The sequence below is a fragment of the Halomonas sp. 707D4 genome, from assembly GCF_024158685.1.
GTDB lineage: Bacteria > Pseudomonadota > Gammaproteobacteria > Pseudomonadales > Halomonadaceae > Vreelandella.
In genome coordinates this window covers 1-15,145 of record NZ_JAMZBD010000020.1, presented here as the reverse complement: position 1 = coordinate 15,145, position 15,145 = coordinate 1, and the positions used below count along the sequence as shown (strand labels likewise).

Below are 15,145 nucleotides of genomic sequence, written 5' to 3'. Positions count from 1 at the left end.
TGGGCATCCTGATCGGTGGTGGACGGGTCGGTCGCGCCTAGCTTAGCAAAAAGCCGGGCAAAAGAGTGTGACGCAGCGTCGAGGCCGGCTCATGCGAGCCGCACTTCGATGTCGAGCGGGTACTCGTCGCAGTTGTCGCCCTCCCCGCCCCGGTCGACGACCAGGAACTCGCCCTCGCGCTCCAGCACCGAGTTGATGGCGTGCCAGGTGCCGGCGGCGTAGTTCACTCCCTGGCGACCGTCGGTCACGAAGGCGCGTACCGCCCCCGGCTCGATCGTCTCGCCCTTGGGGGCCACCACCACGATGAAGCGCTCGCCGTGCAGCGGCATGAAGGCCTGGCTGCCCTGGGGGTGGCGCTCCAGAAAGGTCAGCGCGAGCGGCAGCGTCACCGGCTGGCTGACGAAGATGTTGATCAGGGTATGGGCGTTCTCGCCATAAGTTTCCACCCGTGCCAGGTCGTGATGACGCTGGGTGCGCCCGGCGTTGATGGGAAACGACGAGGATACGCGCGCATCGATCACCTCGCCGAAGGGCGCGAAGGCCTCGGCGGTGAGCGGTTCGACGGTCAGTGTCAGCATGGCATTTTCCTCTAGCGATCAGCGAAACAGCTTGAGCTTGGCGTGGCGGTTTACGTCCTTGTAGAGCAGGTAGCGAAACGGCCCTGGACCGCCGGCGTAGCAGGCCTGGGGGCAGAAGGCGCGCAGCCACATGAAATCCCCCGCTTCCACCTCGATCCACTGCTGGTTCAAGTGGTACACCGCCTTGCCTTCCAGCACGTAGAGGCCGTGCTCCATCACGTGGGTCTCATCGAAGGGAATCACGCCGCCGGGCAGGAAGTTGACGATGGTGACGTGCATGTCGTGGCGCACGTCCATGGGGTCGACGAAGCGGGTGGTCGACCAGCGCCCCTCGGTGCCCGGCATCTCGGAGGGCGCGATCGCCTGCTCGTTGGTGACGAAGGCTTCCGGCACTTCGAGCCCGTCGACGAACTCGTACGCCTTGCGGATCCAGTGAAAGCGCACCGGCGTCTGGGAATCGTTGCGCGCCCGCCACTCGGCGCCCGGCGGTATGAAGGCGTAGCCGCCCGGCGCCATGACGTGACGCACGCCGTCGAGGGTCAGGGTCAGCTCGCCCTCGACCACGAACAGCACGGCCTCGGCCTCCGCCTCGGGTTCCGGCTTGTCGCTGCCGCCGCCGGGCTGCACTTCCATGATGTACTGGGAGAACGTCTCGGCGAACCCCGAGAGCGGGCGCGCCAGCACCCAGGCGCGGGTGCCCTGCCAGAACGGCAGTTGGCTTGTGACGATGTCGCGCATCACGCCCTTGGGAATCAGCGCGAAGGCGTCGGTGAACACGGCGCGGTCGGCGGTGAGCTGGGTCTGCGGCGGATGACCGCCCTGCGGGGCATAGTAGGAGGTAGACATTGTTGGCCTTGTGGAGAGTCAGAGTAGGGAGCGTCGAAAGTGAGAACGCTCTTCGTGTATACAAGATTCGGCCGGCGCTTTGAAGCGCCTTCCGCCAAAACGCTTGTGAAACATTTCTCCCAATAGTAACGTCGATGACAACTTTCGTTTCAACCCCCGGCGGCGTTTTCCAGCATCAGCGCCGTCGAACAGAACGATTGCCGACGTGAAAGAACGATCATCAATGTAAAAAAACAACGGCATTGAACCTTAACGACACAATAGAGGCTGCCCCGAGCGGCCCACCTGCAAGAGGCCCCCATGGATCACCTTGACGCTCCCCGCCCCGCGGCCCCCAAGAAGAAGAGCTGGTGCCGCATTCCCGATATCTACGTGGTGCTGTTCGTCTTCATCGCCCTGGCGGCGATCGCCACGCATTTCGTGCCCGCCGGCGAATTCGACCGGGTACCGGGTCCTGCCGGACGCATCACCATCGACCCGACCTCCTACCAGCAGATCGACCCCACCCCGGTGGGCTTGACCGACTTCATGCTGGCGATTCCCAACGGCTTGATGAGCGCTGGCGAAGTGGTCTTCTTCACCTTCATGATCGGCGGCATGTTCATGGTGCTGCGCCGTACCGGCATCATCGAGATCGGCGTCGACAAGCTGACCCGGCGCTTCGCGGGTCGGGGCATATTGACCATTCCGGTGCTGATGACCGTGTTCGCGGTGATCGCCACCATCATCGGTACCCAGGAGCTTGCGCTGGTGTACGTGCCGGTGATCCTGCCGCTAATGATCGCGCTGCGCTTCGATTCGGTCACCGCCGCCGCCGTCGCCCTGTGCGCCACCACCGTCGGCTTCACCACGGGGGTGCTCAACCCGATCAACACGGGGCTTGGCCAGCAGCTCTCGGCGCTGCCGCTCTACTCCGGCTACGGGCTTCGCATCCTCGCCTTCGTCGTCTTACTGGTCGTGGCGATCGCCTTCGTGATGCGCTACGCCCGCCGCGTTCAGGCAGACGAGGCGGCAAGCCTGATGGCCCGGGACCCGGCGGAGAACGACAAGCGCGCGCTCTATCGTCACGAAAGTCAGCGCCCGGCACTGTCCGCCAGCCCGCGCCAGAGGCTCGCCGCGCTGGCCACCTTCGCCTTCTTCGCCTTGCTGGTGTACGGCGTGCTCTACCAAGGCTGGTTCATGATGGAGATGGCGGGGCTGTTCATCGTCATGGGCATCGCCGTGGGACTCATCGCCGGGCTCGATACCGACGAGATCTGCGCGGGCTTCAACCAGGGTTTTCGCGACGTGCTGGTGGGCGCGATGATCGCCGGCATCGCCCGCGGGGTCGCGGTGATGCTCGAGGAGGGCCAGATCATGGACACCCTGGTGTTCGGGCTGGGCAACCTGGTGGGCGGGCTCCCGACGCTGCTGTCGGCGATCGGCATGTTCTTCGCCCAGCTCGGGTTCAACTTCATCGTGCCCTCGGGCAGCGGTCAGGCGCTGGTGACCATGCCGCTGATGGCGCCACTGTCGGACATGCTCGGCGTGACCCGCCAGACGGCGGTGCTGGCCTACCAGCTCGGCGACGGCCTCGGCAACATCTTCTACCCCACCTCCGGCTACTTCATGGCGACCCTGGCGCTGGCCGGCGTGCCCTGGCAGAAGTGGGTGAAGTTCTTCTTCCCGCTGTTCTGCGTGTGGGTGGCAATCGCCCTGGCATTTCTGATCTTCGCCCAGGCGACCCAGTGGACCGGCTAGAAGTGCGCCGCGCCCTCCTCCGATAGGGATTCGAGCTCGTCGAGCGCCCCGTAGTGATCGCCGATCGCGTCGATGCGCGCGCGCCCTGTCGCCAGACGCTGGTGAAGCAGGGCGTTGGCGATCAGGCAGATCAGGCTGTTGGCAGTGGCGTAGCTGTCGAAGGCGGAGAGGCTCTCGAGCGGCGTTTCCAGAAACCAGGTGGCCTTTGGGGCGAAAGCGACCGCCGTCGGATCGGCGATCAACACCACCCTGGCCGATGAGCGCTCAAGTGCCTCGACCAGCGAGGCGAAGGCGGCGGGGCGGCGGCGAAAGCCGAACAATACCACGACGTCCTCGGCCTGCAGGTCGACGATCTCCTCGGCGAGCGACTGGTTCGGCTGGGGCGCCAGGCGTACGTCCGGACGCGCCTGGATCAACTGCTGGCGACAGTGCAGCGCCAGCGGGTAGCTGTTGCGAAACCCGATCACTACCACGCGCCGGGCCTTGTCCAGCTGCTCCACCAGGGTGGAGAAGCGTTGAGGCGAGAGCGCCGCGAGGCACTGGCGCAGATTCTCCTGCTCGCGCAGAAGATGGCGCTGAAACGCCACGCCATCGTTCTCCTGCAGCGCGTTCTCGTCGATCACCAGCGGTACGCCCAGGTTGCGAAGCTGGCGGGCGTGGGTCTTCACCGTGCGAAAGCTCTCGAAGCCCAGGCGCTTGAACAGCCGGCTGACGGTGGATTTCGACACGCCGGTCAGCCGGGCCAGATCCGCCGCGCTGTAGACGGCCAGGTCCTCGAAGTGATCGAGGATGAAGCTTGCCACCCGCTGCTCCTGGGCGCTGAGCGCGTCGAACTGGGCGGTGATGCGCTGTCCTATATGAGGCGTCATGAAATCCTGTCGGGCTAGACTGTCGAGCTGGGCGGTCGGTCAGCTCACGCGCGCCGGGGCGCCGGGTGGTGCTCGGCCAGTGGCGGGCGATGTCCACGCGCCGTGCCACCCAGACGCGGTCGTGAGCTTCGATGTGATCGAGAAAGCGCTGCAGGGCGCGAAACCGGCCCGGACGACCCAGCAACCGGCAGTGCATGCCGATGGAGAGCATCTTCGGCGCGTCTTCCCCTTCCGCGTAGAGTACATCAAAGGCATCGCGAAGGTAGCTGAAGAAGTGATCCGAGGTATTGAAGCCTTGCGGCGAGGCGAAGCGCATGTCGTTGGTGTCGAGGGTGTAAGGCACGATCAGGTGGTCGTGTTCGCTGCCTTGGCTGTCGGTCACGCGGGTCCAGAACGGCAGGTCGTCGCCGTAGTAGTCGCTGTCGTAGAGAAAGCCGCCCTCCTCGACGACCAGCCGCCGCGTGTTGGGGCTGTCGCGGCCGGTGTACCAGCCCGCGGGCTTCTCGCCGTAGAGACGCTCGAAGATCGCCATGGCCTTTTGCAGGTGATCGCGCTCGATGTGCTCCGGCATTTCCTGGTAGTGGATCCAGCGGTAGCCGTGGCAGGCGATCTCGTGGCCCAGCTCCTTGAAGGCGCGGGCGATGTCCGGATGGCGCTCCAGCGCCATGGCCACGCCGAACACGGTCAGCGGAAAACCGCGGCGCTCGAACTCGCGCAGGATGCGCCAGACGCCGGCCCGGGAGCCGTACTCGTAGATCGACTCCATGCTGAGGTGGCGGTCGGTGTAGCTCGCCGCGCCGATGATCTCGGAGAGAAACTGCTCGGAGCCGGGGTCGCCGTGAAGCACAGAGTTCTCGCCGCCCTCCTCGTAGTTGAGCACGAACTGCACGGCGATCTTCGCCTTGCCCGGCCAGTTGGCGTGGGGCGGGGTCGGGCCGTAGCCGATCAGATCGCGCGGGTAGAACGGGCTGGTCTGCTCTTTGCCGGAAGCCATGGCATCTCCTTGTTATAGTGGAAGGCAGCAAATGAAAACTTACTTCTGTATACAAAATATACGATACTCAACCCGCCTGGCAACGGGCTCGAATTCTCGCCCAGGGCGCTGCGCATGCCTGCCGATATGCCGTTCAGGCTTATGCTCTAAACCGTTTCGTCTACCACGATAGTCCAATTCCAAAGGGGTTGCACCGCCCGAAAAAGCGCCCTATTTTTGTATACAAGAAACATCACTTTTTTCCACCGCGAGTCGCCTGCCGTGCATATACGCATCATCAACCCCAACACCACCGCGTCGATGACCCGGGTGATCGAGCAGGCCGCCCGCGCGCTTGCCGGTGCCGATACGCGCATCAGCGCCACCCAGCCAGAAGCCGGGCCGGTCTCCATCGAGAGCCACTTCGACGAGGCGGTGAGCGCCGTCGGCGTGGCCGAGGAGGTGCTCAAGGGCGAGCGCGAAGGCGGCATCGACGCCTACATCGTCGCCTGCTTCGGCGACCCGGGGCTTCTGGCCGCCCGCGAGTTGACCCGAGCGCCAGTGATCGGCATCGCCGAGGCGGGCTTTCATCTGGCCACTTTGATCAGCACGCGCTTCTCGATCGTCACTACCCTGGGGCGTACCGGCATCATCGCCGAGCATCTGCTCGAGCAGTACGGCTTTCGCCACCACTGCCGGCGCATTCGCGCCGCGGAAATCCCGGTGCTGGATCTCGAGCACGACCCGGATGCGGCCTTCAAGCGTATCGTCGCGGAGTGCTGCCGGGCGCGTGACGAGGACGGCATCGGTGCCATCGTGCTGGGCTGTGGCGGCATGGCCAACCTGACCGAGGCGATCAGCCGCGAGGTGGGCCTGCCGGTGGTGGAGGGCGTGGGGGCAGCCCTCAAGCTCGCCGAGTCGCTGGTGGGGCTGGGCCTTCAGACCAGCAAGCACGGCGATCTGGACTATCCGCGCCCGAAACCCTTTACCGGCAAGTTCGCCGAGCTCTCCGAGCTTCGCCTGCCGCCGGGCCACTGAGGCTGCCAATAACGAGGCCGCCAAAAACAGAGAGATCATCGCGACACCCATAACAACGATATTCGAACAGCACCGTTAGCACGCCACGCCGCAAGCGTCGCCCGGCACCACCGGGCACAACTACAACGTCTATAAATCTTGCGAGGACGGTACGATGAGCACTTCTGGACTGACGACAGAGGCCGCAAGCCCGCCGGTCGACTCCGGCAACAAGGCGCTGGGCGATGAAAGCCTGGCGCCACAGCAGACGCGCATCATGGGGCGCGGCTCCTACTTTCTGGCCTGGTTCGGCGGCTGCGTGTCGATCGGCACCTTCGCCATGGGCTCGAGCGTGGTCGGCACGCTCAACCTCATACAGGCCACGCTCGCCATCGCCATCGGCTGTTTCATCATCGGCGTGGCGCTGGCGATCAACGGCGCCGCCGGCTACAAGTACGGCATCCCCTTCATGGTCCAGGCGCGCCCGGCCTTCGGCTTCACCGGCACGCGCATTCCCGGGCTCGTGCGCGCGGTGCCGGCGATCGTCTGGTACGGCTTTCAGAGCTGGATCGGCGCGGGGGCGCTGAACATGGTGTCGGCCACTCTCTTTGGCTTCGATAACCTGGTGTTCTACTTCATCACCTTCCAGCTTCTGCAGATCGCGCTCTCGGTGACCGGCTTCCAGGGCATCAAGTGGCTGGAGAACATCGGCAGCGCCTTCATCCTGTTTTCACTGACCTACATGTTCTACGCCACCGTGCAGCGCTACGGCGACGAGCTCTCGGCGAGCCTGTTCACCATGGAAGGCTCCTGGGGGCTGCCGTTCTGGGGCGCGACGATGCTGTTTCTGGGCATCTACAGCACCATGATGCTCAACGTCAGCGACTACGCCCGCGAACACAAGCAGGGCACCGGCGGCGGGCTCTTAACCACCATCTACGCCATGTCGATTCTGCCCTGCACGCTGTTCATGGGGCTGATCGGCTTCATGGTGTCCGAGGCGACCGGTACCGCCGACCCCATCCAGGTGTTCGCCAACGCCGTGGACAACACCCCGCTTCTGATGACCACGCTCCTGTTCATCGCCTTCGCCCAGGTGACCACCAACGTGCTCAACAACGTGGTGCCGCCGACCTACGTGCTGATGGACGTGTTCAAGATGCGCTTTCCCACCGCCACCATCGTGGTCGGCCTGCTGGCCTTTCTCACCTTCCCCTGGAAGCTGGTACAGCCGGAATCCGCCGCCGGGCTTCAGCTGTTCGTGCAGACCTACTCCGCGTTTCTGGGGCCGATCTTCGCCATCCTGGTGGTGGACTACTACCTGATTCGCCGCCGCACGCTGGATCTCGGTAAGCTCTACGACCCGCAGGGCCCGTACCAGGGCGTCAACCTGGCCGCGGTGATCGCCATGGCGGTGGGCATCGTGGCGGCGCTGGCGTTCTCGGCGATCTCCTGGTACGCAAGCCTCGTGCCGGCGGGGCTTACCTACTACCTGCTGATGCGCCACTGGGCGCACTGCCGTCGCTTCAATTCGTGAACCCTCGTTCCCCTTGCCGCCTTCGGGCGGCCTTTTAACGTCACGATCACTCCCTCAGACGCAAGGATTCAACAATGCACGAGCAGCCACCGGTCAGTGAGCTCGATATCCAACGAATCGATCCAAGTCTCTATAACGAGGACCTCGCCCCGCTCAAGCCACAGGCGCGCAGCTGGGGCGCCTTCGAGATCTTCAACGTCTGGTCCAACGACATCCAGAGCCTGTTCGGCTATACCCTCGCTGCCTCGCTGTTTCTGAGCTACGGGCTCAACGGCTGGGCGGTGATGGCGGCGATCATCCTGGCTGGGGTGATCGTCATGTTCCTGGTCAACCTGACCGGAAAGCCCAGCGTGAAGTACGGCATTCCGTTTCCGGTGATGGTGCGCGCGAGCCTCGGCGTGCGCGGCGCCAACCTTCCGGCCATGCTGCGCGCCATCGTGGGCATCTTCTGGTACGGCGTGCAGACCTACTTCGCCTCCACCGCGGTGGCGCTTCTGATCACCGCCTTCGTCGGCGCGGGCAGCGGCGCCTCCTTCCTCGGGCTTTCGCCGGTGGCGTGGGTGTCGTTCGTGATCGTCTGGGTGTTCCAGATCGCGATCTTCTGGCAGGGCATCGAGCGCATCAAGCACTTCCTCAACTGGGCGGGGCCCCTGGTCTACGTGGTGATGGTGGTGCTGATGGGGGTGGTCTGGTACCAGGCGGGCGACGAACTGCTGCCGGCGGTGGGATCGATCTTCAGCGGCAGCGGTGAGGCGAGCACGGGGTCGGTCGCGGCGTTCTTCGCCATCGTCGGCACCATGGTGGCCTACTTCGCCGCGGTGGTGATCAACTTCGGCGACTTCACCCGCTTCGTGAAGACCGAGCGCCAGATGAAGCTCGGCAACCTGCTGGGCCTGCCGCTGAACGTGGCGTTCTTCTCCTTCATCGCGCTGATCATCACCGCCGGCACCCTGGTGCTGTTCGGCGAGGCGCTGACCAACCCGGCGGACATCGTCGAGCGGGTCGATTCGCTGCCGCTGACCATCGTCGCAGCACTCACCTTCTTCGCCGCCACCGTGGGCATCAACCTGGTGGCGAACTTCATTCCCCCGGCCTACGACCTGGCGAACCTGTTCCCGAGCAAGATCAGCTTCAAGACCGGCGGCTTGATCACCGCCATCATCGCGTTCTTCGTCGGCGCGCTGTGGGTCTCCGTGATCAGCCAGATCGGCGTGCCGGGCTTCGTCAACGCCCTTGGCGCGATCGTGGCGCCCTTCTACGGCATCATCGTGGTGGATTACTACCTGATCAAGCGCCAGCACCTGAACATGGAGGAGCTCTTTTGCTCGAAGCCCGGCAGCGCCTACTACTACGTGAAAGGCTGGAACCGGCGCGCGCTGCTGGCCTTCGCCGGCGCGGCGCTGTTCTCGCTTGCCACCGTGCTGGTACCGGCGCTCGCCGTGCTGGGCGGCTACGGCTGGCTGATCGGCGCGGGGCTCGGCGGGCTGATCTACTACGCGCTGATGCGCGAGTTCAAGGCGGCCCCGGCGATGAGCCACCAGGGCGTTTAGGATCGGACGAGTAGGCAAGACGCCACCGGTGACCCCGGTGGCGTTTTTCGTCAGCGCCCGAAGATCTGCTGAAGGTCCGGGGCGTCCTCTTCTTCCTCCACCATCGACAGCGACGCCTCGATGGCCTTCAGGTGGCGGCTCATGAAAGCGGTGGCGCGCTCGGCGTTGCCGGCTTCCAGATAGCCGATCAGGTCGTCGTGGTCGTGAGACTCGCAGCCCAAGTGGCCGCGATGGCCGTAGACCGCAAGGATCAGCGAGGAGCGCGAGCAGAGCCGTTCGACGAACTCGGTGAGCGCGGCATTGCCGGAAAGCCTGGCCAGATGGATGTGAAAATCCGCCGACAGGCGAATCGCCGCGCTCTGGCGACCGCCGCGCAGCGCCTGGCGCTCCTCGGCGGCCAGGGCGCGCAGCGCCTGGACGTCGTCGGGCGTCAGCCGGCGCGCCACGTCCTTCATCAGCCCGCACTCGATGAGCTGGCGGGCGTCGAACACGTCCTTGGCCTCCTCGGCCGTGGGCCGGGTGACGCTGGCCCCGCGCCGAGGCGTCAGCGTGACGAGCTGCTCCAGCGACAGGCGCTGGAGAATCTTGCGAATCCCGGTGCGGCTGATGCCGAACACCTCGGACAGGGCATCCTCACGCAGGCGCGCGCCGGGCTTGAGCCGCTGCTCCACGATGGCATCGCTCACCGCGCGGTAGATCGATTCGTGGCGCTCGTCGCCGTCGCGCTCCATCACGCGGCGCTTGATGGCCGCTCGCTCCTCACTCATTGCCGCTCCTTGTCTGGTTGTCGTCACCGCCCGACGCGCCGCTCAGCTGCCGCGATAGGTGGAGTAGCCGAAAGGCGACAGCAGCAGCGGCACGTGATAGTGCTGGCTTTCGTCGGCCACGCCGAAGCGCAGCGGAATCACGTCCAGAAATCGTGGCTCCGTGGCCTCGACCCCGTGGGTACGCAGGTAGTCGCCGGCGTGAAACACCAGCTCGTACTCGCCCTGGGTGAAGTCCTCCCCCTGCAGCACCGGTTCGTCGCAGCGACCGTCACTGTTGGTGACGACGCTTCCCAGATGCTCGCGCTTGCCGGCACAGACCCGAAAGACCTCGATGGTGATGCCTTCGCCGGGCTGCCCCTTGGCCGTGTCCAGTACGTGGGTAGTGAGCCATCCCATAGCGTCTCCTTGGCGTTGCGCTCGATGTCGTTTGACCTATAGGTCAAAGAGTACTGGTGATACCATCGATTGTATACGCCCATGCCGTTGACGCAGGTTAAGGAGAATGCGCCGTGTCCCTTTCTTCAAGCAACGTCCCTCACCGCCTCTCGCCGCGGCCCAGCCAGTGCGGGCTCGAGGCGTTTCTCGACCATTACGGCGACGTCTTCGAGCATTCGCCCTGGGTCGCCCGCCACGCCTGGGAGTCGGGGCTGGATGCCACTCACGACGACCCGTCGGTACTGGCGGACAAGATGGGCCAGGCGCTGCGCGAGGCGGCCCCGGAGGAGCAGTTGGCGGTGATCCGCGCGCATCCGGACCTGGCGGGCAAGGCAGCGCTTGCCGGGGAGCTGACCGCGTCGTCCAGAAGCGAGCAGGCCGGCGCCGGGCTCGATCAATGCACGCCAGACGAGTATGCGCGCTTCGAGGCGCTCAACGACGCCTATCGTGAGAAGTTCGGCTTTCCCTTCGTGATCGCGGTCAAGGGGCTCGATCGCCACGCGATTCTCGACGCCTTCGCGACGCGCCTGGACAATGCCCCGGCCATCGAGCGCGTCACCGCCATCGAACAGATCGTGCGCATCGCCCGCTTCCGGCTGATCGCGATGAGCGAGCGCGACTAGCGCCCACGAAAAAGCCGCGCCCGAGGGCGCGGCTCGACGGTACGACGCTGAAACTTACTTGTTCAGATTGTTAGCCGCCTTCTGGGTGTTCTCTTCGGCCATCTTCTGGCTGTCCTGCATGAAGTCCTGGCCGATCGAGGTGACTTTCTCGGAATCGCCCTTCATGCGCTCCATGAAATCAGAAGCAGTCTTCTGCTGGGTCTGCATCGCCTTCTTGAAGCTCTCGGCGTCCTTGACGTCTAGCCAGGTGCGCGCCTGGGCGATGCTCATGTCGGAATAGGCACGCGCGGCGTCGATCTGGGCGCTCAGCAGACGCTCGTAGTAGTCGAGCGCGGCCAGCGTGTACGAACGCATGGGCGAGACGAAAACGGATTCAAACTGCTGCTTGGTGTTCTCTGCGGTCCTGTCCATCACATAACCTCCTGGTCGTTAGCGATTCGACACGCACTGGCCTCAGCGGTCGACAGCAAAGCGTTTGCCTTGACTCCCTGTAAGCTAGCAGCGCATTTTGTGCAGTGCAACATGAATTTCGTGACACTTTTTCATCGCCATGCCTACACGTCGCGCACGGTAGGCGCGCGCCCGGCCATACCGTCATGAACGGTCAGCATTTTTTCGAACCAGCGCGCCACCGGCGTGGCGTCGTCGACGAGCACTTCCCGGGAAACCACGTGGGCCCACATGAAGCTTCCGAACAGCAGGTAATCGGTGCCGGCGGGCGCCTGGCCGTCGAGGAAGGGGCTCTGCTCGAGCAGCGCGTTGACCGGCACCAGCGCCTTCTTGAGCTGCTCGCGCCCCTGAATCGGGTCATGCAGCTCCTCTAGGCGCATTCCGAGCGCCGCCTCCCGGGTGCGCCGGAAGTAGTCGCGATCATCGGGATGGATGGCCGCCAGCAGATCCATCACCACGATGCGCAGCAGGGCCGGGCTGACACTGCGCTCGACGAACAGCTTGAACAACAACGCCCGCTGGCAGGCCAGCCCGTCGCCCAGCAGCGTCGCCTCGGGGTAGGTGGCGTCGAGATAGCGCATGATCTCGAAGCTGTCGGTGACCACCTTCTCGCCATCCACCAGTACCGGCACCTTGTCGTGGTCGGCGAAGGCAAGCTTCTCCTTCTGCTGAAAGCGCCAGGGCTCGGTGCGATAGGCCAGTCCCTTGTGGGCCATCGACAGGTGCACGCGCCAGCAGTAAGGCGAAAAACGCAGCCGCTCGTCGCGTCCGCACAGGTCATACACGATACGATCCATGGACTCACTCCCGGGTAATGATTCGACCGTTTCAGCATGCGCTGCGCGACCGCGCCACGCAAGCCGTGCAGCGAGCGCGTCGGCCTTCGCCTGGCGCTATCTATTAGTCTAATGCGCGGTTTTCGCGGGGTATCGCGGCGCGTGTGCAAATCTCATGAAAAACAGCGACCTGAACGGAAGGCAAGGCAAAGTTCGAGCGCGTCCAGGCTCTGACGGACGATCAGGCACCTCTGCCAAAGTGGTCATGAGCGCGCGCGGGTCGTATGTTGCTATCGATAGCCTCAGGTGGTGGATCGCCTGGCCTAAGCAGTTAAAAAAATTAGCCAATTAACAATACAAGGGGTCGGTTTACATGAGTGACACGATACTTGCCTTGCTGGCATTTCTGCCGCTGCTGCTGGCCGGCATTCTGCTGATCGGCTTCAAGATACCCGCCAAGATCGCCATGCCGATCGTCTTTCTGACCGCCGCGATCATCGGCCTGACGGTGTGGGACATGAGCTTTACCCGCGTGGCGGCCTCCACCATCCAGGGGTTGATCCAGACCGCGGGGCTTTTGTGGATCATCTTCGGGGCGATCTTGCTGCTCAATACCCTCAAGCACTCCGGCGGCATCACCGCGATCCGCAACGGCTTTTCCGGCATCAGCCCGGATCGCCGGGTGCAGGCGCTGATCGTCGCCTGGCTGTTCGGCTGCTTCATCGAGGGCGCCTCGGGCTTCGGCACGCCGGCGGCGGTGGCGGCTCCCTTGATGGTGGCGCTCGGCTTCCCGGCGCTCGCCGCCGTGGTGGTGGGCATGATGATCCAGTCCACGCCGGTCTCCTTCGGCGCCGTGGGCACGCCGATCATCGTCGGCGTCGGCACCGGGGTGGACCGGGCAGGCATCACCGCAGAGCTCGAGGCCGCCGGCTCCACCTGGGACGTGTTCTTTCAGACCATCACCAGCGAAGTGGCCATCACCCACGGCATCGTCGGCATCCTGATGCCCTTGATCCTGGTCACCGTGATGGTGCGCTTCTTCGGGGCCAGCAAGTCCTGGAAGGAGGGGCTCTCGATCACGCCCTTCGCGCTCTTCACCGGGTTCGCCTTCGTCATTCCCTACATGCTGGTGGGCGTGCTGCTGGGCCCGGAATTCCCGTCGATGATCGGCGCCATGGTGGGACTCGCCATCGTGGTCCCGGCAGCGCGCAAGGGCTTTCTGCTGCCCAAGGACACCTGGGACTTCCCGGAGGCCACCGCCTGGCCGGACGAGTGGATCGGCAACCTGCAGATCAAGCTCGAGGACGTGGCGGGCAAGGCGCCGATGTCCACCCTGCGCGGCTGGATTCCCTACGTGCTGCTGGCGCTGTTTCTGGTCGCCTCGCGCACCCTCGAGCCGCTCCAGGCCGCGCTGACCTCGATCAACCTCAACTGGGCCAACATCCTGGGGGAAACCGGGGTGAGCGGCGGCGTTCAGCCGCTCTACCTGCCCGGCGGCATCATCCTGGCGGTGGTATTGATCACCTACTTCCTGCACAAGATGAACGGTGCCCAGCTGAAGGCGGCGGTGTCGGAATCCACCAAGACCATCTTCGGTGCCGGATTCGTGCTCATCTTCACCGTGCCGATGGTGCGTATCCTGATCAACTCCGGCGTCAACGGGGCGGATCTCGTCTCCATGCCGGTGATGATGGCCCAGGCGGTGGCCAACGGCGTGGGCGACGTCTACCCGTTCTTCGCACCGGCGGTCGGCGCGCTGGGCGCCTTCATCGCGGGCTCCAACACGGTATCGAACCTGATGCTGGCCGAGTTTCAGTTCAGCGTCGCCCAGACCCTCGGGATCTCCACCGCGATGATGATCGCGCTTCAGGCCGTGGGCGCGGCGGCGGGCAACATGATCGCCATCCACAACGTGGTGGCGGCCTCGGCCACGGTCGGGCTTCTGGGGCGTGAAGGCGCGACCATTCGTATCACCATCCTGCCGACGATCTACTACCTGACCGCCACCGGCATCATCGCGCTGATCGCCTTCTATGTGCTGGGGGTGACGGACCCGCTGGTGCCATGATCCGCTGATGTTTGAACTCGCAAGCCAAGCATGACTACAAAACCACCCCACCGGGGTGGTTTTTCGTTGAGGGCAGCGGGCTCAGTCCAGGCGCTTGAGGGTGCGGGCGTGCTCCCTGGCGCGGGCCACGTAGCTCTGGGCGTTGAGCTTGAGCCCGTCGATGGCGCCTTCGGGCAGGGTCTTCACCACTCGCGCCGGGGAGCCGACGATCAGGGAGTTGGGCGGGAACACCGCGCCCTCCTTCACGAAGGCGCAGGCGCCGACCAGGCTGTTCTCGCCGATCACCGCGCCGTTGAGCACCACCGCCTGAATCCCGATCAGGCAGCCATCCTCCACCGTGCAGCCGTGCAGCATCGCCTGGTGCCCGACGGTCACGCCCTTGCCGATCTTGAGCGGAAAGCTCGGGTCCGCGTGCAGCACGGCGCCGTCTTGAATGTTGCTCTCCTCGCCCACTTCCAGGTGTTCGGTATCGCCACGCAGCACCGCCCGATACCAGACGCTCGCGCGGGCCTTGAGGGTGACCCGCCCCATCACGTCGGCGGTCTCGGCGATATAGACGTCATCGCCGATCGCCGGGCGGTGCTCTCCAAATTGATAGATGGCCACGAAAACCTCCTGTCAGAGATGTTGCGTTGTTGTTCTGGGGTATCCACCGCTAGGCTAACGCCTGTTCCAGCACCCGGGCAACGTGAAGCGCCTCGCGCCCGGCCCCGTCGTGGATCTGATGACGACAGCTCGTGCCGTCGGCGACCACCAGGGTATCGGCCTCGGCCTCGCGCACCGCGGGCAGCAGGGCAAGCTCGGCCATCTTGAGCGAGGCGTCGTGGTGCTCCGCCTCATAGCCGAAGCTTCCCGCCATGCCGCAGCAGGAGGATTCGACGGTCGTCACCTCGAGCCCGGGAATCCAGCCCAGCAC

General features: G+C 64.7%; 15 protein-coding genes and 1 pseudogene. 6 read left to right on the top strand and 10 right to left on the bottom strand.

All coding sequences use genetic code 11. The features are described from left to right. Positions 1-89: 89 nt before the first annotated feature. Both BIS11_RS01900 and BIS11_RS01895 read right to left on the bottom strand, forming a co-directional pair. Positions 90-578 (bottom strand): ureidoglycolate lyase, encoded by a 489-nt coding sequence (locus BIS11_RS01900; RefSeq protein WP_253426360.1) that lies wholly within the window; start codon positions 576-578, stop codon positions 90-92. A gap of 18 nt (positions 579-596) precedes the next feature. Beyond that, complete coding sequence (locus tag BIS11_RS01895; RefSeq protein ID WP_253585688.1) at positions 597-1,424, bottom strand: bifunctional allantoicase/(S)-ureidoglycine aminohydrolase; 828 nt, start codon at positions 1,422-1,424, stop codon at positions 597-599. Between the two features lie 300 nt (positions 1,425-1,724). On the opposite strand from BIS11_RS01895, the gene BIS11_RS01890 reads away from it, so the two are divergent. Further along, a complete protein-coding gene (locus tag BIS11_RS01890; RefSeq protein ID WP_253424474.1) occupies positions 1,725-3,164 on the top strand; it encodes a YfcC family protein in 1,440 nt (479 codons plus the stop codon). Here BIS11_RS01890 and BIS11_RS01885 read toward each other — a convergent pair. Both BIS11_RS01885 and puuE read right to left on the bottom strand, forming a co-directional pair. Continuing rightward, positions 3,161-4,033 (bottom strand): MurR/RpiR family transcriptional regulator, encoded by an 873-nt coding sequence (locus BIS11_RS01885; RefSeq protein WP_253424471.1) that lies wholly within the window; start codon positions 4,031-4,033, stop codon positions 3,161-3,163. The two genes, BIS11_RS01890 and BIS11_RS01885, sit on opposite strands and share 4 nt — an antisense overlap. 44 nt (positions 4,034-4,077) lie before the next feature. Continuing rightward, positions 4,078-5,027, bottom strand: a pseudogene (puuE, locus tag BIS11_RS01880) (allantoinase PuuE). A gap of 261 nt (positions 5,028-5,288) precedes the next feature. Between puuE and BIS11_RS01875 the strand changes: the two are divergent. The 3 genes from BIS11_RS01875 to BIS11_RS01865 all read left to right on the top strand — a co-directional run bounded on the left by BIS11_RS01875 (position 5,289) and on the right by BIS11_RS01865 (position 9,110). Continuing rightward, a complete protein-coding gene (locus BIS11_RS01875) occupies positions 5,289-6,044 on the top strand; it encodes an aspartate/glutamate racemase family protein (protein ID WP_367399083.1) in 756 nt (251 codons plus the stop codon). A 154-nt stretch (positions 6,045-6,198) separates the two neighbouring features. Beyond that, positions 6,199-7,560 carry an NCS1 family transporter gene (locus BIS11_RS01870; protein WP_253424465.1) on the top strand — a complete coding sequence of 454 codons (1,362 nt, stop codon included), beginning with the start codon at positions 6,199-6,201 and terminating at the stop codon, positions 7,558-7,560. A gap of 74 nt (positions 7,561-7,634) precedes the next feature. Then, the gene (locus tag BIS11_RS01865) at positions 7,635-9,110 is read left to right on the top strand and encodes an NCS1 family nucleobase:cation symporter-1 (RefSeq protein WP_253424462.1); all 1,476 of its coding nucleotides are present in this window, start codon (positions 7,635-7,637) and stop codon (positions 9,108-9,110) included. 50 nt (positions 9,111-9,160) lie between these two features. On the opposite strand, the gene BIS11_RS01860 is transcribed toward BIS11_RS01865, so the two are convergent. After that, positions 9,161-9,877, bottom strand: coding sequence for a GntR family transcriptional regulator (locus BIS11_RS01860; protein ID WP_253424459.1), 717 nt, complete (start codon positions 9,875-9,877; stop codon positions 9,161-9,163). Between the two features lie 42 nt (positions 9,878-9,919). Next, complete coding sequence (gene uraH, locus BIS11_RS01855; RefSeq protein WP_253424457.1) at positions 9,920-10,273, bottom strand: hydroxyisourate hydrolase; 354 nt, start codon at positions 10,271-10,273, stop codon at positions 9,920-9,922. A gap of 113 nt (positions 10,274-10,386) precedes the next feature. On the opposite strand from uraH, the gene uraD reads away from it, so the two are divergent. Beyond that, positions 10,387-10,935, top strand: a complete 549-nt coding sequence (uraD, locus tag BIS11_RS01850) for a 2-oxo-4-hydroxy-4-carboxy-5-ureidoimidazoline decarboxylase (protein WP_253585687.1) — start codon at positions 10,387-10,389, stop codon at positions 10,933-10,935. Between the two features lie 54 nt (positions 10,936-10,989). On the opposite strand, the gene BIS11_RS01845 is transcribed toward uraD, so the two are convergent. Both BIS11_RS01845 and BIS11_RS01840 read right to left on the bottom strand, forming a co-directional pair. Next, a complete protein-coding gene (locus BIS11_RS01845) occupies positions 10,990-11,346 on the bottom strand; it encodes a phasin family protein (protein ID WP_253422583.1) in 357 nt (118 codons plus the stop codon). A 143-nt stretch (positions 11,347-11,489) separates the two neighbouring features. After that, positions 11,490-12,182 carry a glutathione S-transferase N-terminal domain-containing protein gene (locus BIS11_RS01840; protein WP_253422581.1) on the bottom strand — a complete coding sequence of 231 codons (693 nt, stop codon included), beginning with the start codon at positions 12,180-12,182 and terminating at the stop codon, positions 11,490-11,492. 352 nt (positions 12,183-12,534) lie between these two features. Between BIS11_RS01840 and BIS11_RS01835 the strand changes: the two genes are divergently transcribed. Then, complete coding sequence (locus tag BIS11_RS01835) at positions 12,535-14,229, top strand: L-lactate permease (protein ID WP_253422579.1); 1,695 nt, start codon at positions 12,535-12,537, stop codon at positions 14,227-14,229. A gap of 81 nt (positions 14,230-14,310) precedes the next feature. Here BIS11_RS01835 and BIS11_RS01830 read toward each other — a convergent pair whose 3' ends face one another. Then, complete coding sequence (locus tag BIS11_RS01830) at positions 14,311-14,835, bottom strand: gamma carbonic anhydrase family protein (protein ID WP_253422577.1); 525 nt, start codon at positions 14,833-14,835, stop codon at positions 14,311-14,313. A 49-nt stretch (positions 14,836-14,884) separates the two neighbouring features. Then, positions 14,885-15,145 (bottom strand): hypothetical protein (locus tag BIS11_RS01825; protein ID WP_253585686.1); only part of this gene is annotated, 261 nt, incomplete at its 5' end.

Excerpts from the sequence above, each read along its gene's own strand:
- BIS11_RS01900 (WP_253426360.1), bottom strand. The coding sequence starts at position 578 with ATGCTGACACTGACCGTCGAACCGCTCACCGCCGAGGCCTTCGCGCCC.
- BIS11_RS01895 (WP_253585688.1), bottom strand. The coding sequence starts at position 1,424 with ATGTCTACCTCCTACTATGCCCCGCAGGGCGGTCATCCGCCGCAGACC.
- BIS11_RS01890 (WP_253424474.1), top strand. The coding sequence starts at position 1,725 with ATGGATCACCTTGACGCTCCCCGCCCCGCGGCCCCCAAGAAGAAGAGC.
- BIS11_RS01885 (WP_253424471.1), bottom strand. The coding sequence starts at position 4,033 with ATGACGCCTCATATAGGACAGCGCATCACCGCCCAGTTCGACGCGCTC.
- BIS11_RS01870 (WP_253424465.1), top strand. The coding sequence starts at position 6,199 with ATGAGCACTTCTGGACTGACGACAGAGGCCGCAAGCCCGCCGGTCGAC.
- BIS11_RS01865 (WP_253424462.1), top strand. The coding sequence starts at position 7,635 with ATGCACGAGCAGCCACCGGTCAGTGAGCTCGATATCCAACGAATCGAT.
- BIS11_RS01860 (WP_253424459.1), bottom strand. The coding sequence starts at position 9,877 with ATGAGTGAGGAGCGAGCGGCCATCAAGCGCCGCGTGATGGAGCGCGAC.
- uraH (WP_253424457.1), bottom strand. The coding sequence starts at position 10,273 with ATGGGATGGCTCACTACCCACGTACTGGACACGGCCAAGGGGCAGCCC.
- BIS11_RS01845 (WP_253422583.1), bottom strand. The coding sequence starts at position 11,346 with ATGGACAGGACCGCAGAGAACACCAAGCAGCAGTTTGAATCCGTTTTC.
- BIS11_RS01840 (WP_253422581.1), bottom strand. The coding sequence starts at position 12,182 with ATGGATCGTATCGTGTATGACCTGTGCGGACGCGACGAGCGGCTGCGT.
- BIS11_RS01835 (WP_253422579.1), top strand. The coding sequence starts at position 12,535 with ATGAGTGACACGATACTTGCCTTGCTGGCATTTCTGCCGCTGCTGCTG.